Annotated in this window: 15 protein-coding genes; 5 read left to right on the top strand and 10 right to left on the bottom strand. The window is 58.4% G+C overall.

What is annotated here, in order from left to right:
- Positions 1 to 155 precede the first annotated feature (155 nt).
- The 4 genes from ATU_RS25705 to ATU_RS25720 form a co-directional block, all read right to left on the bottom strand.
- Positions 156 to 3,314 carry an efflux RND transporter permease subunit gene (locus ATU_RS25705; protein ID WP_010974633.1) on the bottom strand — a complete coding sequence of 1,053 codons (3,159 nt, stop codon included), beginning with the start codon at positions 3,312 to 3,314 and terminating at the stop codon, positions 156 to 158.
- A 25-nt stretch (positions 3,315 to 3,339) separates the two neighbouring features.
- A complete protein-coding gene (locus ATU_RS25710) occupies positions 3,340 to 4,494 on the bottom strand; it encodes an efflux RND transporter periplasmic adaptor subunit (protein ID WP_010974634.1) in 1,155 nt (384 codons plus the stop codon).
- Positions 4,495 to 4,553: 59 nt separating this feature from the next.
- Complete coding sequence (locus tag ATU_RS25715; RefSeq protein ID WP_407061428.1) at positions 4,554 to 5,192, bottom strand: TetR/AcrR family transcriptional regulator; 639 nt, start codon at positions 5,190 to 5,192, stop codon at positions 4,554 to 4,556.
- 722 nt (positions 5,193 to 5,914) lie between these two features.
- The gene (locus tag ATU_RS25720; RefSeq protein ID WP_010974636.1) at positions 5,915 to 8,278 is read right to left on the bottom strand and encodes a hypothetical protein; all 2,364 of its coding nucleotides are present in this window, start codon (positions 8,276 to 8,278) and stop codon (positions 5,915 to 5,917) included.
- 239 nt (positions 8,279 to 8,517) lie between these two features.
- Here ATU_RS25720 and ATU_RS25725 point away from each other — a divergent pair, with 239 nt between their 5' ends.
- Positions 8,518 to 9,699 carry a Fic family protein gene (locus tag ATU_RS25725; protein ID WP_010974637.1) on the top strand — a complete coding sequence of 394 codons (1,182 nt, stop codon included), beginning with the start codon at positions 8,518 to 8,520 and terminating at the stop codon, positions 9,697 to 9,699.
- A gap of 143 nt (positions 9,700 to 9,842) precedes the next feature.
- On the opposite strand, the gene ATU_RS25730 is transcribed toward ATU_RS25725, so the two are convergent.
- The 3 genes from ATU_RS25730 to ATU_RS25740 form a co-directional block, all read right to left on the bottom strand.
- A complete protein-coding gene (locus ATU_RS25730) occupies positions 9,843 to 10,445 on the bottom strand; it encodes a TetR/AcrR family transcriptional regulator (protein ID WP_010974638.1) in 603 nt (200 codons plus the stop codon).
- 2 nt (positions 10,446 to 10,447) lie between these two features.
- Positions 10,448 to 10,912, bottom strand: a complete 465-nt coding sequence (locus tag ATU_RS25735; protein ID WP_010974639.1) for a nuclear transport factor 2 family protein — start codon at positions 10,910 to 10,912, stop codon at positions 10,448 to 10,450.
- A gap of 490 nt (positions 10,913 to 11,402) precedes the next feature.
- A complete protein-coding gene (locus ATU_RS25740) occupies positions 11,403 to 12,239 on the bottom strand; it encodes an alpha/beta fold hydrolase (protein ID WP_010974641.1) in 837 nt (278 codons plus the stop codon).
- Between the two features lie 229 nt (positions 12,240 to 12,468).
- On the opposite strand from ATU_RS25740, the gene ATU_RS25745 reads away from it, so the two are divergent.
- On the top strand, positions 12,469 to 13,482 hold the full coding sequence (locus ATU_RS25745; RefSeq protein ID WP_010974642.1) for a GlxA family transcriptional regulator: 1,014 nt from the start codon (positions 12,469 to 12,471) through the stop codon (positions 13,480 to 13,482).
- A 414-nt stretch (positions 13,483 to 13,896) separates the two neighbouring features.
- Here ATU_RS25745 and ATU_RS25750 read toward each other — a convergent pair whose 3' ends face one another.
- Positions 13,897 to 14,646, bottom strand: a complete 750-nt coding sequence (locus ATU_RS25750; RefSeq protein ID WP_010974643.1) for an SDR family oxidoreductase — start codon at positions 14,644 to 14,646, stop codon at positions 13,897 to 13,899.
- 110 nt (positions 14,647 to 14,756) lie between these two features.
- Here ATU_RS25750 and ATU_RS25755 point away from each other — a divergent pair, with 110 nt between their 5' ends.
- Positions 14,757 to 15,662 carry a LysR family transcriptional regulator gene (locus tag ATU_RS25755; RefSeq protein WP_010974644.1) on the top strand — a complete coding sequence of 302 codons (906 nt, stop codon included), beginning with the start codon at positions 14,757 to 14,759 and terminating at the stop codon, positions 15,660 to 15,662.
- A gap of 264 nt (positions 15,663 to 15,926) precedes the next feature.
- Here the strand turns inward: ATU_RS25755 and ATU_RS25760 are convergent, their stop codons facing one another.
- A complete protein-coding gene (locus ATU_RS25760; RefSeq protein ID WP_010974645.1) occupies positions 15,927 to 16,952 on the bottom strand; it encodes a LacI family DNA-binding transcriptional regulator in 1,026 nt (341 codons plus the stop codon).
- A gap of 162 nt (positions 16,953 to 17,114) precedes the next feature.
- Here ATU_RS25760 and ATU_RS25765 point away from each other — a divergent pair, with 162 nt between their 5' ends.
- The gene (locus ATU_RS25765; protein WP_035258268.1) at positions 17,115 to 18,065 is read left to right on the top strand and encodes a dihydrodipicolinate synthase family protein; all 951 of its coding nucleotides are present in this window, start codon (positions 17,115 to 17,117) and stop codon (positions 18,063 to 18,065) included.
- Between the two features lie 179 nt (positions 18,066 to 18,244).
- Entirely contained in the window at positions 18,245 to 19,630 is a 1,386-nt protein-coding gene (locus ATU_RS25770) for an MFS transporter (protein ID WP_010974647.1), read from the top strand.
- A 253-nt stretch (positions 19,631 to 19,883) separates the two neighbouring features.
- Here the strand turns inward: ATU_RS25770 and ATU_RS25775 are convergent, their stop codons facing one another.
- Positions 19,884 to 20,033, bottom strand: a complete 150-nt coding sequence (locus tag ATU_RS25775) for a hypothetical protein (RefSeq protein WP_162520657.1) — start codon at positions 20,031 to 20,033, stop codon at positions 19,884 to 19,886.
- Positions 20,034 to 20,125: the final 92 nt, after the last annotated feature.

The raw sequence follows: 20,125 nt of genomic DNA on the forward strand, positions 1-20,125 counted from the left end.
ATCCGAAAATGACTTCCGCTCCCGGAAAGTACAATGCGGAAATTCAAATGTTCCCGAAGGCAATATTGGGCATGTTCGCCGGCTTGGCGACAAATATTCTCGCTGGCCCCTGAAAATTCAGGGACCGGCGTGCTCGGCGGTGGTTCGTTATGGCGTTATTCGGCGGCCATCGGCATGTCGCGATGCTCTTCGAAAAGCTCGCCCTGGCTGGCGGGCTTCTCGTCTTCCTTCTTCGCCTTCGGCTCGCGGCCGAAGAACAGCGCGTAAGCTGCCGGCAGGACGAGGATGGTCAGCACGGTCGCAACCAGAATGCCACCCATCATCGCATATGCCATCGGCCCCCAGAACAGACCGCGCGAGATCGGGATCAGCGCCAGCACGGCGGTCAGCGCCGTCAGCATGATCGGCCGGAAACGGCGCACGGCAGCACCGACGATCGCCTCCGCCCGCGGATGGCCGGCTGCGATATCCTGGTCGATCTGGTCGACGAGGATGATCGAGTTGCGCATGATGATGCCGAGCAGCGCGATGACGCCGAGAATGGCAACGAAGCCGAACGGGGCACCGGTGATCAGAAGCGCCATGGCAGCGCCGATGATACCGAGCGGACCGGTGGCGAGCACCAGCATCGCCTTACCAAAATGCTGCAGCTGGATCATCAGCAACACGAGGATGACGAGCAGCATGATCGGCGCCTTCGCAGCGATCGACTGCTGGCTTTCCGCCGCATCCTCGGCACCGCCCTGGATTTCGACTTTGTACCCCGCCGGCAGCTTGGCGCGCAAATCGGCCATGCTGTTATAGAGGTTCATGGTCACCTGGGTCGGCTCGACGCCATCGGGCAGCGTTGCCTTGACGGTGATGGTCGGCAGGCGGTCACGGCGCCATTCGATACCCTGTTCGAGCAGCGGCACGACCCTGGCGATCTGCGATGCCGGCACGAAGCCACCAATGTCGGTCGGGATATAGACCGAATTGACGGCCGAGAGCAGGCTGCGGGTCGCATCCGGCTCGCGTACCACGATGGAGACGGTTTCTTCACCGTCGCGGAAATCGCTGATTGCGGCACCGTTGGTCGCGGCCTGCAGTATCTGCCGCACGCGCTGCGAGGAGACGCCGAGTGCACGGGCACGATCCTGGTCGATCACCAGTTTCATCGCCGGCACCGGTTCCATCCAGTCGTCATGAACGGCACCAAAGTTCGGCTGCTGTTCAAAACGCTGCTTCACCTGATCGGCAATGCTGCGCACTTCCGCACGGTCGGGACCGACGACGCGCATCTGCACAGCCCAGCCGACCGGCGGGCCGAGGAAGAGGCGGTCGACCTTGCCACGCACGGTCGGGAAGTCCTCGGCCAAAATCTTGCGCAGCTTGACGATCATCCGCTCGCGCTCTTCGAGCCCGTTCGACATGACGAGAAGCTGGGCATAGTTCGGGTTGCGAAGCTGCTGGTCTAGCGGCAGGAAGAAGCGCGGCGCGCCTTCACCGATGAAGGTGGCGACGAACTTCTTGTCGGGATCGTCCATGATCTTAGCTTCAAGCGCCTTGGCCTGGCGTTCGACTTCCTTGATCGCGGTGCCTTCCGGCAGCCACATGTCGACAAGGATTTCCGGCCGCGACGATTGCGGGAAGAAGCTCTGCGGAATGAACTGGAAGGACCATAGGCTGCCGACAAAGGCACCGAGCGTCAGTAGAAGCACGATCGCCTTGTGACGCACGGCCCAGCCGACGGTGTGGCCGACGCCGCGATAGAAACGGGTGTCATAGGCATCGTGATGCGTGCCGGCATGCGCCCGCTGCTTCAGGATCATATAGCCGAGCCAGGGGGTGAAATAGACGGCGACGAACCACGAGGTCACCAGCGCGATGCCGACCACGAAGAACAGCGAGCGGACATATTCACCCGCCGTCGAGGCGGCAAAACCGACCGGGATAAAGCCGGCCGTGGTAATCAGCGTGCCGGTCAGCATCGGAAAGGCGGTCGAGGAATAGGCGAAGCTCGCCGCATCCAGACGATTCAGCCCCTCTTCCAGCTTCCGTTCCATCATCTCAACAACGATCATCGCATCGTCGACCAGCAGGCCGAGCGCAATGATCAGCGCGCCGAGCGAGATGCGCTGCAGCTCGATGCCCATGTAGAACATGATGGCAAGCGTCGCGGCCAGAACAAGCGGAATGGCGACGGCGATGACGATGCCCGAACGCCAGCCGATCGAGATCAGCGAGACGATCAGCACGATCCCCAGAGCTTCCATTAGCGCCTGGGTGAATTCGCCGACCGCTTCGGTGACGACTTCCGGTTGGTTGGAGATCTGCGTCACCTCGACGCCGACCGGCAGCGTGTCCTCGAAGCGCTTGTAGGTTTCCTCGATGCCCTTGCCGACATCGGTGACCTTGAAGCCCTTGGCCATCACCACGCCGAGCTCGACCGTGTCATGACCATTGACGCGGAATTTGCGCTGGAAGGGATCTTCGAGCCCGTCCCTGACGGTGGCGATATCGCCGAGACGGATCACCTGATCACCGGCCTTGAGCCTGAGTTCGCGGATTTCCGCCGGCGTCGTGACATCGCCTTCAACGGAGATGCGTACGGAGCGATCGGCGGTTTCGACACTGCCGGCCGGATCGACATCGTTCTGGCCCTGCAGGGCGTTCTGGATATCGACCACGGTCAGGCCGCGTTCGGCCAGTGCCTTGGAGGAGACGTCGATAAAAATCTTCTGCGGCTGGTCGCCGAGGATGACGGCCTTTTCGACGCCGGGCATGGCGATCAGCATGTCGCGTGCCTGGATCGCGAACTTCTTCAGCTCCGGATAGGAATAACCGTCACCGCTGATCGCATGCAGGGTGATGTAGGTATCGCCGAACTCGTCGTTGAAATAGGGACCGAGCAGGCCGGACGGCAGATCCTGCTTGATATCGCCGACCTTCTTGCGCACCTGATAAAAGGCGTCCGCCACGTCGGCGCCGTTGGTATCACCCTTGATCTGGATCGTGGTGATCGCCACGCCAGCGCGGATATAGGATTTGACCCAGTCGAGATGCGGGGTTTCCTGCAGCTTGCGCTCGATCTTGTTGACGACCTGGTTCTGCATGTCGTCGATCGAGGCGCCCGGCCAGACCGACTGCACGACCATGACACGGAAGGTGAAATCCGGATCTTCCTTCTGGCCCATGTTGATGACGCCAAGGGCGCCCATGACGATGATCAGGCCGAATAGGAAACGGGCGATGCTGGGATGCGAGATCGCCCAACGGGAAAGGTTGAATTTATGCTTCTCTTCCGTCGAAGAAGGCGCGTTGTGCCAAGTCATGAGCGTGGTCCTTCGATCCTAAGAGTCAGGGTACGACCGAGGCCGTGGTGAGGCTGTTGACGCTGCCGAAGCGTGAGGTCACCGTTTCCGGCAGCCTCACCTTCATGTCTTCGCGCATGAACTGCGTGCCGGCCGAAACGACCAGAACGCCGGTCGAAAGACCCTTGGAGATGCGGGCGCCGTCATCGGAAAAATCGACGACTTCGACCGGCCGCGAGCTGACCGTGCCCTTCTGGCGGTCGACGACCCAGACGACCTTCTTGCCGTCCTTTTCGCCGAGCGCGGCAAGCGGCACCGAAAACGCGGGAACCGCATTGTCGGCCTTTGCCTCGATCGTCGCGGTCATGCCGAGCAGCACACGCTGATCCTCGGGCAGGCTGACGCGGACGGAAAAGGTGCGCGACTGGGGATCGGCACTCTGGGCGACTTCACGGACTTTTCCTGTCAGCACAATCGTGTTGGCAGCCCAGAAGCTGGCGGAGACCTGCTTGCCCGGCTGGAAATGCGAAACATCCATTTCCGGCACGGCGATCTGCACTTCCTTTTCGCCATCGACGGCGACCGTGACGACCGGCGTGCCGGCCGACACGACCTGGCCGACATCGGCGCTGACCGTGGTGACGATGCCCTTCTGATCGGATTTCAGATCGGAATAGGCAACCTGGTTGCGGGCCTGCTCGAGTGCGGACTCGGCCGACTGGCGGGAGGACACGGCCTGATCGCGTGACAGCGACGCCTGCTCGAGGGCCGATTGCGACGTAGCATTCTGGGCAGCGAGCGTCTGGGCGCGGCGATACGCGAGATCGGTGATTTCGACCTGTTTCCGGGCTGACGAGAGATCGGCTTCGGCGCGGGTGACGGCAAGCTTGTAATCGACCGGGTCGAGGCGCGCGAGCACGGCGCCGGGGCTGACATGGTCGCCGACATTAACCAGCCGCTCGGTGATCTTGCCGGAAACGTGGAAGCCGAGGTTCATCTCGGTGCGAGCCTTGACCGCACCGGAATAGATGAGCTTGCGGCCTTCATCCGGCGCGCCAATCTCGGCGACCTTGACGGGTCGCACCACGTCCGGTGCCTCCGCCTTTTTCTCTTCCGAGCAGGAGGCAAGAAGCGAAAGTGCTCCTGCGACTACGGCGATTTTCAGAACTGTCGTGGCAGTAACAAAACGAAACGAGGACATGGCCCCACTCCATGGAATGATGACGGGTGGCGCGGGAGACGCCGGTGCTTGGGTAGAAATTATTTCAGGCCCCGAAGGGCGAAATCGATCAGGTCTTCCGGCTTACCGATACGGGTTTCGGCAAGGCATTTGGCAACCAGCTGCGGATGACAGAGGAGGATTGTTGCCGACATGAAATTCTCGGCGGCAAGTGCTGCATTCTGTTCGCGGAACTCTTCGGCGGCGATGCCCTCGGCGATCACACGTTCGATAACGACGCGGATCCGTTCGATATGTTCCTCGATGACGGGCCAGTTCTCTTCCATGGCGACGACGACCATTTCATGGACCTTCTTGTCGGCCAGCATGGTCTCGGCGGTGATCTTGAACTGGGCAAGGATGAAATCCCTCAGCCGCACGCAGGCGCTGTCTTTGCGCGCGGCAATTTCCACGGCAACCTGCTGGCTGGCGGCGAGCATCCGGCGGCAGAGTGCTTGGTGGATATCGGCCTTGGAGGAGAAAAAACGGTAGATATTTGCCGGCGACATGCCGAGATCGCGGGCAATATCGGCGACATTCGTTTTCGTATAACCGTAATGCTTGAACAGCCGCTCGGCCGCATCAAGGATGCGGGTGATATTTTCCCGGCGGACTTCGTCGGAGCTGGTGGTCGTATCCATGGCAGTGACGGCTTTCGAGTGACGTGTGACGATTTTCATTTTTCGTTAGTCGTAAAACGAAAGCTGGTATCTGTCAACCATCGGCAGGCTTGATAGTCGATCGGTGGCTGGGAAATCGTAACCGGCGCAGCATTCGCCTCAGCGGCTGACCCCCAGCGGTGGCGTCCGCTCGATCGCCGGGGCCAACTTCAGGCAGGATGAGCCAGACACGCAAAGTTCCTCGTCAACACGAAGCTCGAAGCCACGGACGGTTCCGACCCGTACACACCGCTCGATGAGGCAGTTAAGGCACGCTGGTATCGATCGGACGCTGCCAGGTGCCCGACGAGGCAATGCTGCAGACGCTAGCCAATGCATGATCAGGGCGCTCCGGTCAGTCGCCGGGGCGCCCCATCCAGCCATAAATGAACGGAAAACGAGAAATGCGCTTTCAGGCGACTTAAAGGACGAAGTGCGAAGAGCTCCGCCAGAAGCATCGGTCGCACCAAATAAGTCATGCAGGTCCAGATGTCCCTCGGCGATAGCCTAAGAGGGTTCTTTCTGCCGGCTCCCGGGATATCGCAACGCCGGCAAGCGCGACGCGTTCAATCATGGCTGATTCCGTTGCCTGGCATCGTCGGTTCGCGGGATCACGAAAATTCAATGCCTTAATCAGTTTTAGGGTAATGGCCACCGGTTCAGATCTCTTCAAGGTCTAAACGAGGAGGCTCGGTCCAGATGCAAGATGGTTTAAGCATCTGAGCCGAGTATCTCATTCGATCTTACGCGGCTTCCCAAACCTGATTGAGAATCTTGGCGGCCAACGCTGCCTTGTCTTGCGGCAGGAAGCGCCCGTAGTGCTGCTGAACGACATCGGGCGTATCCTGAATCGCGTAGCTCGCCTGCTCGTAGGATCCGGTCTGCTTCAGAATATGCGTCGCGAGAATGTCCCGCAGGTTATGGGGGCCATGTGGCAACAAATCTTTGATCGCACCTCGTCCGGTGTAAGGGTTATAAATTCCATAGCGTTGGATGACGGTTCTCCAAGCTTCGTAGAACGTGGTCGAGTTGTAAGCTGCGTCGGTGCTGGTGGTCTTCACCGTTTTGACAAACAGAGTATGTGGATCTTTCGCACCACCCAGCAGGACGCCTCGATGGCGATCGATGTACGCATCGAGATATTGGTAGAGTTCGAGCAGGTCCGGCAATATCAGCCGAAACGGTTTCTGTCCGAAGAAGGATGAACTGGAGTTCTTGAATGCCGCAGCTGGGATAAGGACTTCCCAACCGTTGTCGCGATCGCTCCAGCGCAGCTCGCCGCATTTCATGTCCTCAAGTCGCCGTTCCGATGTCGGGTGATGCCCACGTGGGCAGAGACGCAACTGTCGAAGGTTCTTTTGTCTGAGCCCGAGATGCAATCCGAGGCGGAGCAACAGGAATGATCTGACGGCTTCGGCGGCCGGTCGTGGATATCTATTCTCGTCCGGCATACGTTTCACGATCTCGTCCGTGATCTTGCGATATTCGGCTAGCGGACTGTCCGCTTCAAGTACACACATGATCGGTTCAAATGGATCGCGATGCACACGCATCACTCGCTGGATCTCCTTGGAACGGTTCGCGGCATGTCGGTGAAAGGCATCACAGGCGCCATGCCAATCGCGAGCCGCGAATTCGATTTCTTCCTGCTCAATCAAGCCTGTAATCGGTCTGACGTTCTGAAGTAGCTCCGGGTGCTGCCGTATCCAGCCGACTTCCGCGCGAGTAAGAGCCTGGGCGACCATCAGCATGTCTTCTTCCCACTTGGTGTAGAAGCCACGTCGCTGTTCCCGCCACTGCAGATACCAGTCCCAGACACCGGGGAAGATGAGGAGGCCGAAGCTTAACTGGCTGACTGGCACACCAAAGCCCTTCACGACACCGTTTGGTGAGGCAGCAAGCGCGCCAAACATCAAGCCGAGGTGCTCAATCTTCTGAGAGGCCGTTTCCTCACCCCAGACGCCATTTCGCTGGAAACCAATCGCCGTCAGTGTCGAGGTTTTGAAACGGATGAGATCAGCCATTTCCATGGCAAGCCTTGGCGGCGCGTCGACGACGCCGGAGAGCAGATCAGGATCAACAATTTCTGCGGCAACGTTCTGATTGGCGCCGGCCGCCGCGGCCACAGATCGAGAGGAAAGAAAGCTGCTGCCATAAGTGACGCCGGGAAAGCGGATGGCATATCGCTGCTTGCTGGCCGCCGCCTGATAGCGGCGATATTCCGTAGAGCCGGAAATGATCACCCGGCGCACCCAATCGAGGATCTCCTCGCGCTTGGTAAAGGGCAGGCTGTTGAAGTCCTCGGGTAGGTGCAATGAAATCCTGCGCCGCTCAGCCGGGCTGATATCACCAAGTTCGTGACCATAAAGCGAGCGCGCCTGATGCGGCAGTTTCTCTTTGAAATATCCTTCTGCAAGTTGATAGCGTCGCTCGATGCGGCGGAGAATATTGAAACTGGCAACGGATCGGGGCACACGCTCTCCCTGGATCCAGGATAGCAGCGTCTTGTTGTCAAAGGTCTCATTCAGATGAACAACGGCGCGATAGAGTTGCCAATAGGTGTCGCCGAACCGACGCATATGGTAGACCAATGCGTCCTGAAAGCTCGCCGGATCTTCTGTCGCTTCAAATAGTGCCTGTGGGAAAGGGCTTATCGGTTTTGATGCAGGACCGCGCTGTGTCGACGCAGACCGGGTAAAGGCACCGTCGGTCGCCGCGCATTGCGGCTTTCTGGTCGAGGATGCGGAAGCTGCTTTCCTGGCGGGCGCCATTTTGCTCGAGCTAACTGTCGACTTTGGCGCTCGTCGTTCTTCGGCCGCTGGTGGTACGCCGAGCCAGCGGATGATTGCATCCAAGCCTGGCCGGAGCTGTTTTTTCAGTTCTGCCGTCAACTCGGCTTCGATCCCACAGGCCTGACTGATCATCGTCCAGTCGATATGGCCATTCAGAAGCGGGGGCGATTCCCGGTAGATGATTAAGCTGATCAGGAAGGGCCGGATGTTCTCCAGCGCCCGCCTGGATGTAATCGGCGCGATGCGAAGCTCGCAGAATTCCGAAATTTTTCGCTGAAAATGACGTGATGAAAGGTCGTGTTTGGTCATGCTCATTCCGTTTCTTTCGGCACCAGTGCCGAGGGCGAGCGGGAATAGGGGGCGAGCTTTAACAAAGGATGTATCGGGCGTGTCACTTTAATGGCGCCAAATCATCGTATTAGGCGCCTGTGCCGCCTGGACCAAAGCTCAGGAGTTCAGTGTCGGCGCGTTAATTAAGCGCACTTATCTACGTCTGTTGCTTAATTAAATGAAATGCGCCTTGCTTAATTAAGGGGCGCGGCTGATATTAGGTTATGTCTGATTCCCAATCCAGAAATCGCCTGGGTCGTTTCGTCGAAACGGTCGCTGCCAGTGAAACAGTACGGGCGTTCGTGCCCCCACCATTGCCGCCCGAGCCGGCAATTGATGTGCTTTCATTGCTAGAGCGCCTCAGCTTGGCAGAGCGCGCACTAGGACGCCTGGACGGTATCACAATGCTGCTGCCGAGACAGGAGCTTTTTCTTTATATGTACGTAAGGAAGGAAGCCGTTCTTTCCTCGCAGATTGAAGGCACGCAGTCGACCCTCTCTGATCTCTTGCGGTTTGAGACCGAAGCTCAAGCCGGGCAACCGGTTGATGATATCCGTGAAGTCTCCAACTATGTTGACGCCATGATGTATGGTCTACAGCGGTTGGAAACGTTGCCCATGTCGTTGCGTCTGATCCGTGAGATGCACGCCAAGCTCCTGCACAGTGGGCGGGGAGGCACTAAGGATCCAGGGGAGTTCCGCCGCTCGCAAAATTGGATTGGGGGCACGCGCCCCGGTAACGCACTCTTTGTACCGCCACCCGTTACTGAAATGGCCGGTTGCCTGGATGCGTTCGAGCGCTTTATGCACGACGACCAATCACGGTTACCCGCGCTAATCAAAGCTGGCCTGCTGCACGTGCAGTTCGAAACGATCCATCCGTTTCTCGATGGTAACGGTCGTATCGGCCGGCTGCTTGTAACCCTATATCTTTGCATGAACGGAGTTTTGCGAAAGCCGCTGCTCTACCTCAGCCTCTATCTGAAGTCGCATCGGAGAGAGTACTATCGGCTACTGCAAGAGGTTCGCGAACATGGTAATTGGGAAGCTTGGCTGGAGTTCTTCCTGACGGGCGTCGCCGACACTGCCAATCAAGCGTTTGAGGCTGCTACTCAGATCGTCGATCTTTTCAAGGAAGATCGGGAGCGGATAACGATGGAGAGTGATAGAGCTGGGTCGGCCCTTCGCATTCACGAGCTGTTCCAGCAAAATCCTTTTCACACAGCGAATCAGATTGTTCAGGTGACTGGTTTGTCCGCGCCAACGGTCAACGCCGCACTCGCCGACCTAGAGCGATTGGGCATCGTTGATGAGGTTACCGGACGCAAGCGTGGCCGGGTGTTCAGCTATCGACGATACCTTGCGATTCTAGGAGAAGGCACCGATCCCTTGCCTCTCAATTCATGACAAATTGATGGGCAGAAGGTTCGACTTTTATCAAGGCGGAGATCGGCCTCACCGATAGGACGACGAAACACCAAACAGTGCCGCCTGAGCGGCCCGCCGGTTTCATCATCGCGATGAGCCCGCGGGTGATATGCCTATGACCCTTAGGTTGACCCGTTTGAAAAGCCTTCGTCGTGTACAGTCGCTCCTTCGAGGATCAGTCGCCGATGCAGCTGGTCGATAGCCCGTTGGAAGACGGCCGGATCATCCAGCGCTCGAGACAGAACGATCGCGCCCTGAATGGCGAGAACGGCGTCTTCCGACAGGAGACGCGCCTGCTCAGCGTCACGTCCTTGCCGGACGAGCGCCGCTTGCAGAGCGTCTACCCAGGCGACGAAGTAACCCCGGATGGCTTGAGCGAAGAGGTCTCTGGTGTTGGCGACAGCCAAGGCACCAACGAGACAGACGCGCCGGCCAGACCTGAAGTATTTTGCGGTTTCATCGAGCATCGTCGCAATTGCGGCGTCGGCATCGTCTCCGTCCCGCAGGGGAGAATAGACGGAATATTCAAACCATTGCTCGATTTCGGCGAGCACAGCCCGGACCATCTCCTCCTTTCCGTTCGGGAAGAAGTGGTACAGGCTGCCCTTGCCGAGACCGGTAGCCTTGCCGATCAAGGCAAGGCTCGCACCTTCGTATCCATGTTCGCGGAAAACTTCGGCCAACGGGGCTAGTGTGTCGGATCTTTCAGCGACCAAACGGGCCATTATTAGAGGCCCAAGTCGGTAAGGCTGGGGTGGTCGTCAGGGCGACGGCCGAGCGGCCAATGGTAGAGGCGATCACTTTCAGCGATCGGCATTTCGTTGATGCATGCGTGGCGGTGCGCCATCAGGCCGTCCTCTGCGAATTCCCAGTTCTCGTTACCATATGCGCGGAACCACTGGCCGTTGTCGTCGCGATATTCGTAGGCGTACCGTACAGCGATGCGATTGCCGGTGAAAGCCCAGAGCTCCTTGATGAGGCGGTATTCATGCTCCCTGTTCCACTTGCGTGTCAGAAATGCCTGGGCTTCTTCGCGGTTGGTCGCGAATTCGACTCGGTTCCGCCAGCGGGTGTCGACAGTGTAGGCGAGGGCGACCTTGGCGGCATCGCGGCTGTTCCAGCCGTCTTCGGCCAGGCGGACCTTTTCGATTGCAGTTTTGCATGTGAATGGAGGAACGGGAGGACGTGACATGGTAAACTCCTTTGGAAATTGTTGATTTTGTACTCATTGGTAAAGGCTTTACTGATTGGTACAGTAACTACGGTGTCTTTGTCTGTCAACAGACTTTCTGCGGGGTCGTCAAAATTTGGGGGCTTATCTTCGGCCTTAAATCGCGGGACCATTTTCGTTGATACAGCCAGACAATGATGAGGGTCCGCGCACCGGCCGGGTGCGGGGCGACACTTCGATCTCTGCCATTCAAAAGATAGCCGCCCTGGCCTCCAGAGGCGCGGAGCAGATCCCCGTCGCGATCATCCAACCCGGCCACGCTGCTTCAAAGCGACTTGCCATAGGCGGGAATCCGACCGGTTCCCGCGTGGCCATCAGCCATGCCTGGGAACAATCAGACAAAAAGCGGCGCCCGCAAAATGGACGCCGCTCGATAGGAAGATCAGTTGTTGGTGTCGCGCAAAATCTCGAACAGGAACCAGACGCGCTTCTCGGCCTCGTCGAATCGGGATCAGCCCTTGATGAAGGCTAGCAGGTCCTGATTGAGAACGTCGGCGTTGACGGTGAGCATGCCGTGCGAGAAGCCCGGATAGGTCTTGATCTGACCGTTCTTCAGAAGCTTGATCGACTTCCTGGCGGCATCAGCGATCGGCACGATCTGGTCGTCTTCGCCGTGCAAGACGAGCGTCGGCACGGTGATCGCCGTCAGGTCTTCCGTCTGATCGGTTTCGGAAAAGGCCTTGATGCCGTCATAATGAGCCTTTGCGCCGCCCATCATGCCCTGGCGCCACCAATTCTGGATCACGCCCTCCTGCACCTTGGCGCCATCCCGGTTGAAGCCATAGAACGGGCCGGCCGGAACATCACGGAAGAATTGAGCGCGGTTGGCGGCAAGTGCCGAGCGGAAACCATCGAAGACTTCGATTGGCAGACCCTCAGGGTTGGCCGTGGTCTTGACCATCAGCGGCGGAACGGCCGAGACGAGGACAGCCTTGGCAACGCGACCGGCCTTCTGGCCGTGTTTTGCGACATAGCGGGCGACTTCACCGCCGCCGGTGGAGTGGCCGATATGCACGGCGTTCTTCAGGTCTAGTGCCTGGACGACTGCGAAGGCGTCGGCGGCATAATGATCCATATCGTGACCATCGGCGACCTGGGCAGAGCGGCCATGGCCACGCCTGTCGTGGGCGACGACGCGATAGCCCTTCGAGAGGAAGAACAGCATCTGCGCGTCCCAATCGTCCGACGACAGCGGCCAGCCGTGGTGGAAGACGATCGGCTGGGCGTCTTTTGGACCCCAGTCCTTGTAAAAGATTTCAGTGCCGTCCTTGGTTGTTACGAAGCCCATGTCGATATCTCCTTGTGATGAACCGTCTGTGGAAGAGGTGTGTGAGAAGGCGAGTGCCGGAACGCTCACACTGGCAAGTGCGAGGCTCCCGAGCAGTACGCTGCGTCTCGACACGAAAAACCGATCTGTATCGGAAGCCATTCAATTTCTCCTGTCGCGCTGTGTTTGCAAATTCCGTATTTGACAAAGACAAAATATCGCCATCTCCTGACAGGAACACGTGGCGGAAATGACTTTATCCGAGGCAAAAGTGGCAAAACGCAAAGAAGCTGATTTCATCGAGGTGGGGTTACTGGTCTACCCGAACTGCCAGTTGGCTGCCGTCTACGGATTGACCGATCTGTTTCGCGTCGCCAGCGAATGGTCGACGGATCTGCAGGTGCCGACAAGCCTTCGCAGCATCCGCGTCAGTTACTGGAAGATAGAGAATGGGGATGTGTCATGCTCATGGGATTCACACCCTGGAATCCCGCACTCGCTGAGCTACGTTATCTCGCCACCGAGCATCATCATGCCGGAGAAAATGCAGAACATGAGCCCCGCCTCGCAATGGCTCGCGTCTCAGCACGCGCGCGGCGTCACCGTCTGCTCTATATGTGCTGGAGCGTTTGTCCTCGCCGAAACCGGCCTGATGGATGGTAGGCGCGCCACAACGCACTGGGCCTTTGCCGAAAGGCTTGCCGAACAGTTTCCCAGTATTGACGTCTTGCCTGATAATATGATCATCGACGATGGTGACGTAATCACCGCCGGCGGCATTCTCGCCTGGGCGGATCTGGGTCTGCTCCTTGTCGAGAAGCTGCTTGGACAGACCGTAATGCTTGAGACGGCACGCTTTCTCGTCGTCGATCCGCCGCGTCGCAGTCAAAGCCGGTACAAGGCTTTTCTTCCGCGCTTCGATCACGGCGACAAAGAGGTGCTGCAGGTCCAGCACCAGTTCCATGCGACACCGGAGATGCAAAAGTCGATTGGCGAGTTGGCGGAGAGCGTGCGTCTTTCAGAACGGACACTTCAGCGCCGCTTTTTCCGAGCGACACGGCTGAAACTGACCGAATATCTGCAGAACGTTCGCATCATGAAGGCGCGACAGTTGCTCGAGACGACGAATGGTTCGGTCGAGAGCATCGCATATGCAGTGGGTTATATTGATCCGGCCGCATTCCGAAAAATATTTGGCCGACTGACGGGCGCGAAACCGAATGTTTATCGCGGTGATACACGACTCAAATCATCGACAAATTGATGCCTTTTCGGGTGATCGACGGGCCGCCAGTTTCTTAATGACAGCACGCGCCGGGCGGCGGGCAATGGCGCGAATGGATCAGGACGGAGTGCTGCGCTTAGAAGCCGAAATCGTTGAGCGACGAATAAGAAACGGGAGTTAAGTATCTTTTGAGACTGCCATTCTCAAGATAAGCGCGATCGAATGTAAGGGGTCGAGGGTTCGGCCCCCATCAAGGCGAAGACGCCGAAACGGCATTTTCTTGAGGGGTACGCCGATCGCCCGTTACGACCGTATTGCGCCTTCATACCGGACACGGAGACCAGCTTGGGCTCTGACCGTACGTAGACGTCACGAGCGATGGCGCGCCTTGGTATCTGCCAACCTTCGGAACCCGGCGCTTTACTGTCGCCGGATCCCGGTGCTTGGGGAGTGTCACAATGTGCCCATGCCACCGTCGATCATGATCTCGCTACCGACCGTGTAGGCGGCTTCGTCCGATGCCAGGAACACTACTGCCTTTGCAATTTCGGACGGTTCGCCAAAGCGGCCGGCCGGGACCAGATTTTGAATGCTTTCAGCGACATTTTTCAGGTCAGTCTCAGTGAAACCAAGCTTACCATAGAGCGGTGTAGAGATGGGACCTGGGCTCACCGCATTCAGCCGGATGCCGCGCGCGATCAGTTCGCCGGACAAGGTGCGGATGAATGACTGCAGTGCCGCTTTCGAGGCGGCGTAGACACTCGAGTTAGGCATGCCGATGTGGGCATTTACCGAGGTGTTCAGCACGATAGAAGCCGGATTGGCCAGTATCGGCAGCAGTGCCTGCAGCAAAAAATACGGACCTTTCACGTTGATGTTGAAGACCCTATCAAAGCCTTTTTCGTCCCATGCTTCCAAAGGCTTGAGAAGGGCGACGCCTGCGTTGATGAAGACGACGTCCAGGCCCCCGAACGCCTCCCTGATCGTTTCAGCGACGACCTTCTGGCCATCCACGTCGGCAGCGTCTGCCTTGATGACCAATGCACTCGGGCCAAGCTCCCGCCGTGCAGCATCCAGCGTCTCGGGGTTGGTTCCCGTGACTGCTACCCGTGCACCCTCACTGATAAATTGACGTGCTGTCTCAAGTCCGATGCCGCTGGTGCCACCGGTGATGAGCGCCCGCTTGCTTTTGAGCCTATCCATGATCCGAATTCCTTCTCGTTGTGTGGGTTTTCGTAAGTGTGAATATGGCGCAAGCTTGCTGTTCGTACTACTGTACCAATGGCAGACGTACCTTTCGGAAAGATCGAACAATGAAACTGGATGGTATTGCGAGTTTCGTGGCTGTCGCCGAAGAGGGCTCGATCAGCGGGGCGGCACGCACGCTCAGACTGTCAAAATCGGTCGTGAGCGAACGACTGGCGGAATTGGAGCGCAGCCTCGGCGCTACTCTACTTCACCGCACGACACGTCGCGTTTCAGTGACGGAAGATGGCGTTGCCTTTCTCGAACGCGCCAAGCGAATCCTGCGAGAGGTCTCTGAGGCAGCGGCGGACTTGGCCGAGCGGCGTGGAACGCTGGGCGGTCCAATCCGCATTGCTGCGCCTGTCACCTTCGGCCGGATGCACCTGGGACCGGCTCTGTATCCGTTCCTGACTGCCAATCCCGATATCGAGATGTCGCTCGAACTCGACGATCGGCGCGTCGATATTGCATCAGACGTTTACGATGGTGTCGTGCGCCATGGGGCGGTTGACGATTCGAGACTGATGGTCTGGCGTTTAGCGCCAAGCCGCCGTGTGTTGGTGGCCTCCGAAGCCTATCTGGCGGTCAACGGGACACCCGCAACGACTACGGAACTCGCCGCCCATAAGGGTCTGTTTTACACGAACCGAGGTGTTGGGGATTGGCGTTTCCTTGCGCCTGGAGGCATTGAAATCGTTCGTGCACGCATTGGATTCAGAGTGAACAACGGCGACATGCTGCGAGATGCGGCAATCGCCGGTCTTGGCATCGCACTCCTTCCGCTCTTCATCGCAGGACCGGATATTCGCGATGGGAAGCTTAGGATCGTCGATGTCGGCGTTCGGCCGGACGCGGAATTCGTCTTTCTAGCGCACCCCGAGGGCCGTCGTCCTTCGGCAAAATTGCGCGCACTTGCGGCTCACTTGAAAGCGTCGTTCGGCGACCCGCCCTATTGGGAGGACGGCGTGGGTTGAGGGGGCCACAGCATGATGGCCCCGCGCGCTTTACGGCAGTTGCGCACTATAGCGATCAATGGCCTCCTGCAATATACAGGTGAAGCCTATACGCGTGACTCAATCCAATGCAACAAGTCGTGCCAATGGCATCAGTGCGCGGCCCTGTCACCGTGCTTACGCACAAAAGCACGCATGCGTCGTTATGTCGTCTGAGCGCCTCTGTGACGACCGCTGTCTCAGTCTGCCTCTTTCGTCACCCGAGGACGCTCGATAAGGATCAAGCTAACTACCAAGCCTGGCCGTAGACTTGCGTGGAATCAACGTCGGAGCAGATACGAGAATCCGGTTATCCCGCAGGGCCGTCGTATGTGTGAGTAAGTCGATGGCGTTGGCTGCAATCTGATCAAAAGGAACGCGCAGGGTCGTAAGTGGCGTTGGCAGATGGCTGACGATGGGGATATCGTTGTAGCCGACTAAGGACACGTCATCGGGCACCGAAATTCCCATCTTGCTCAATGCTGAGAGAGCGCCAATCGCGGTATTGTCGTTGACTGCAAAAATTGCGGTCGGGCGGCATCCTAGTCCCATGAGCTTTTCAATGGCTTCCGCACCGGACTGAATACCGAATGTCGATGGGACGATCAGTTGCGGATCAACGGATATGGATGCCTCCTCAAGGGCGTGTCGGTATCCGTCGACGCGCCCCGTTGCGCTAGATGCATAATCCGGTCCGGCAATCACGCCTATCCGCTCATGTCCCAAATCCAGCAAATGACGGGTCGCGAGATAGCCGCCGAGGCGATCATCGCCGACCGCCGACAGGCTGTGGCCATCCGTCCTGAGTGCCAGAACATAGGGTACGCCACGTTCTCGCAACTCGTCTGGAAAATCATCGTCGCCACGTGCCGTGGAGAGGATCAACCCGTCGACACCACGATTGAGTAGCGACTCTGCAGCCAACCGATCAGCTTGGGGTTTGTCCTCGGTCGTTGCAACGATCGCGAACCGTCCGGAGCGCGTGCAGGCTTTAGCGATTGCCTCATAAAGCATGGCCATCACAGTGTCTGTTAGCCGTGGAACGATGACGCCGATCGTCATCGTGCTGCCACGGCGCAGGTTGGCGGCTGAGACATCCCGCACATAACCCAGTTCCGCTGCGATCTCGCGGACACGCTGGGCAGTTTCACTGTCGGATCGCGGCAGTCGCTCGTCAAGGATGCGCGAGACGGTCGATTTGGACACGCCCGCCGCGGCGGCAACGCTGTGAACGGTCACGCGCGGTTGGCGCAGACGATCCTTTGATTCCATTATCTTTTCTTCCGTTCCAATTCTTTTGTCTGACGCTGCCGAATACATTGCACGAAAAAGGCAGTTGACTCCAGAACAATTCAGATCGATAACGGGAACGTTCCCATTAACGATCCCACTGCTGATCGATTATGGCCAGCAGCTGATAGGAGGAGAAATCAGATGCAACCCATGGATCTTCGCGGCCTGAGCCCGGCACCCGTCACCGCGTTCACGCGGGATGGCGAGGTCGACTATGCAGCCAATGCCAAAATCGCTAGATGGCTCGCCTCGATGGAAGGCGTAAAGAGCCTGGTCATTCTCGGCCACGCCGGCGAGGGCACGTTCCTGACCGAAGACGAACGCCTCGAACTCATCCGCGTTTACGTCGATGCCGTTGGCGGTTCTCTCCCCATCATCGCCGGTATTACCGGTGAAGGAACCCGCGTGGCTGCTGCAGAGGCCAAGAAGTGCAAGGCCGCTGGTGCCACCGGTGCGCTTGTTTATCCAAACCACGGCTGGCTTCGTTTCGGTTTCCAGAGAGGCGCTCCGCAGGACCGCTACAAGGCGATCTGGGAAGAATCGGGCCTGCAGGAAATCCTGTTCCAGTATCCTGACGTGACCAAGGCGTCATATGACCTTGATACGCAGCTTGCAATCGCAACCCAGCCCGGCGTCGTTGCGACGAAGAACGGCGTGCGCAACATGAAGCGCTGGTATGTGGAAATCCCGGAACTAAAGAACGCCAATCCGAACCTCCAGGTCCTCAGTTGCCATGACGAGTGGCTGCTGCCGACGATGTTTGATGTCGACGGTCTACTTGTTGGCTATGGCAATATCGCGCCGGAGCTTCTGATTGATCTGATCAAGGCGGGTAAGGCTCAGGACTATCCGCAGGCGCGAAAGATTTTCGAACAGCTGCTGCCAGTCACCCGTGCGGTCTACCACCGCGGCTCGCATATGGAGGGCACAGTCGCTCTCAAACTCGGCCTTGTTCACCGGGGTGTCCTCGATCATGCGACGATCCGCGAGCCGCTGAAGAACCTCGGCGAGAAGGCGGAACAGGAAATCTTCGCAGCCTTCGACGCCGCAGGCATTGGCCGGGTCGAGGAGTTGCTGGCCGCCGCCGAATGACCGATCTGCCGCCCGCGCGCCATTGCGTCGGGCGGCAAACCTCGTGGCCAATCACAGGGCGCTTAAGCGGCGATGCCACATCGGTTTATCCCTGACAGGACGACAGAAACACCGTAGCAACGACGACGAAGCAAATCCGTAGCCGGGAGAGAGATTGGCGTCGGATCGAGGAGGACATCATGAATATCATGCAGCCGTTAAGGGCTGACGCGACGGCTGTTGCCGATCCGCAGGCCGACATCAGCGCCCGCCTGGAGCGCCTCCCCATCACAAGGGAAGTCTTCTGGGCCCGCAACATCGTTGGGGCGGCGACTTTCTTCGACGGTTACACGGTTATCGCTATCGCCTATGCGATGCCGGTTCTCGTCCGGGAGTGGGGGCTTACTCCATCTCAGACAGGTATGATCCTGTCGATGGGATATTTGGGGCAGCTCATCGGCGCCATCCTGTTCGGCTGGCTCGCGGAAAGGATTGGCCGGCTCAAGGTCCTCCTGTTCACCATTCTCCTGTTCGTCAGCATGGATGTCGCCTGCCTGTTCGCGGCTGGTGCAGGAATGATGATGGCGTTCCGCTTTGTGCAGGGAATTGGCACTGGCGGCGAAGTGCCCGTCGCTAGCGCCTACATCAACGAGCTGATCGGCTCGAAAGGTCGCGGACGCTTTTTTCTGCTCTATGAAGTCATGTTCCTGCTCGGCCTCGTTGGCGCGGGTCTAATCGGCTACTTCATGGTTCCCCTCTACGGCTGGAAAGCGATGTTCATCGTTGGCCTGGTCCCTGCCATGCTGATGATCCCGCTGCGTTGGTTTCTGAAGGAATCTCCACGCTGGCTGGCAGCAACAGGCCGATACGATGAGGCCAACGTCATCGTAAAACGCATGGAAGAAAGCGCTCGGGCGGCCGGGAAGGCGCTTCCCGAACCAAGGATCATTGCAACGCCGGCCAAACGCGTGTCCGACTGGAGAGAACTCTTCCAGGGGATCTACCTGAAACGCACCCTGTCGATCTGGGCTATGTGGTTCTGCGCCTATATGGTGGCGAACGGCACGATCACCTGGCTGCCAACACTCTATCGCCAGACGTTCAATCTGCCGCTCGAAACAAGCATTCTCTATGGCTTCATGACGTCTGCGGCAGGCGTGGTCGCTGCCGTCATCTGCGCGCTTCTGATCGACAAGGTCGGTCGCAAACGCTGGTACGCAGGGGCATTGCTTCTGGCTCCTGTGCCGCTTGCCATTCTGGCATGGCTTGGCGCAACATCGCCAATGCAGGTCCTGATCTTTGCAGGCCTTGCCTATGCCATCGTGCAGACTGTGACCTTCTCTCTGTATCTGTATTCGGCCGAAATCTACCCGACCCGCATGCGAGCAATAGGGACGGGTGCTGGCAGTGCCTGGCTGCGCTTGGGTTCCTCTGCCGGTCCGATGCTTGTGGGGTTCGTGATGTCATCGATGGGTATTCAGTACGTGTTTGCGACCTTCGCCTTCATTCTGATCATCGGCGCTGTTGTGACCATGCTGTTTGCCGTGGAAACCAAAGGCAAGGTCCTGGAAGAGCTCTCACCTTAGGAGCAAGGCGAGATTCTTGGCCTATCTTACGACCGCTCCTTTGTTCACCGAGGGGCGGTCGTATTCTCATCACTGTGGCGTCGTCATTCCTGTTTGGAAATCGTAACTGGCCGAAGGTTGATCCGTTGAGAGCCGACCAGGAGAGCTGCCCGGGGATGATTCGGGTCATGCACTCCTCTTGTTCCCGCCCCTACAATCTCGGCACGGCAAACGGGCGCGACACTCGGCGACCCAGACGAGAGGTGATTCGCCCTCAGACCGTACGTTCCGCCACTTCGTTCACCGTCACGCCGAGCCGCAAGCGATCCGAGACGATCCGCGGCTTTACCTCGTCAAGCCAGTGACGATGAACCTCCCGTCGACCCGTGAGAACCTCCGCGGTAGTCTCCGTGGAAAAACCCATCGTCGATCGTCCAGGGAACGTCGATCGTAGATCACGCGGCTGCGCGCACAATGTGGCACAGAACACCGGTTACAGAAAACCTCGAAGCATGC

This window comes from Agrobacterium fabrum str. C58 (assembly GCF_000092025.1).
Classification (GTDB): Bacteria; Pseudomonadota; Alphaproteobacteria; order Rhizobiales; family Rhizobiaceae; genus Agrobacterium; species Agrobacterium fabrum.

Coding starts and splice junctions, on each gene's coding strand:
- ATU_RS25705 (WP_010974633.1), bottom strand. CDS start 3,314: ATGACTTGGCACAACGCGCCTTCTTCGACGGAAGAGAAGCATAAATTC.
- ATU_RS25710 (WP_010974634.1), bottom strand. CDS start 4,494: ATGTCCTCGTTTCGTTTTGTTACTGCCACGACAGTTCTGAAAATCGCC.
- ATU_RS25715 (WP_407061428.1), bottom strand. CDS start 5,192: ATGAAAATCGTCACACGTCACTCGAAAGCCGTCACTGCCATGGATACG.
- ATU_RS25720 (WP_010974636.1), bottom strand. CDS start 8,278: ATGAGCATGACCAAACACGACCTTTCATCACGTCATTTTCAGCGAAAA.
- ATU_RS25725 (WP_010974637.1), top strand. CDS start 8,518: ATGTCTGATTCCCAATCCAGAAATCGCCTGGGTCGTTTCGTCGAAACG.
- ATU_RS25730 (WP_010974638.1), bottom strand. CDS start 10,445: ATGGCCCGTTTGGTCGCTGAAAGATCCGACACACTAGCCCCGTTGGCC.
- ATU_RS25735 (WP_010974639.1), bottom strand. CDS start 10,912: ATGTCACGTCCTCCCGTTCCTCCATTCACATGCAAAACTGCAATCGAA.
- ATU_RS25740 (WP_010974641.1), bottom strand. CDS start 12,239: ATGGGCTTCGTAACAACCAAGGACGGCACTGAAATCTTTTACAAGGAC.
- ATU_RS25745 (WP_010974642.1), top strand. CDS start 12,469: ATGACTTTATCCGAGGCAAAAGTGGCAAAACGCAAAGAAGCTGATTTC.
- ATU_RS25750 (WP_010974643.1), bottom strand. CDS start 14,646: ATGGATAGGCTCAAAAGCAAGCGGGCGCTCATCACCGGTGGCACCAGC.
- ATU_RS25755 (WP_010974644.1), top strand. CDS start 14,757: ATGAAACTGGATGGTATTGCGAGTTTCGTGGCTGTCGCCGAAGAGGGC.
- ATU_RS25760 (WP_010974645.1), bottom strand. CDS start 16,952: ATGGAATCAAAGGATCGTCTGCGCCAACCGCGCGTGACCGTTCACAGC.
- ATU_RS25765 (WP_035258268.1), top strand. CDS start 17,115: ATGCAACCCATGGATCTTCGCGGCCTGAGCCCGGCACCCGTCACCGCG.
- ATU_RS25770 (WP_010974647.1), top strand. CDS start 18,245: ATGAATATCATGCAGCCGTTAAGGGCTGACGCGACGGCTGTTGCCGAT.
- ATU_RS25775 (WP_162520657.1), bottom strand. CDS start 20,033: ATGGGTTTTTCCACGGAGACTACCGCGGAGGTTCTCACGGGTCGACGG.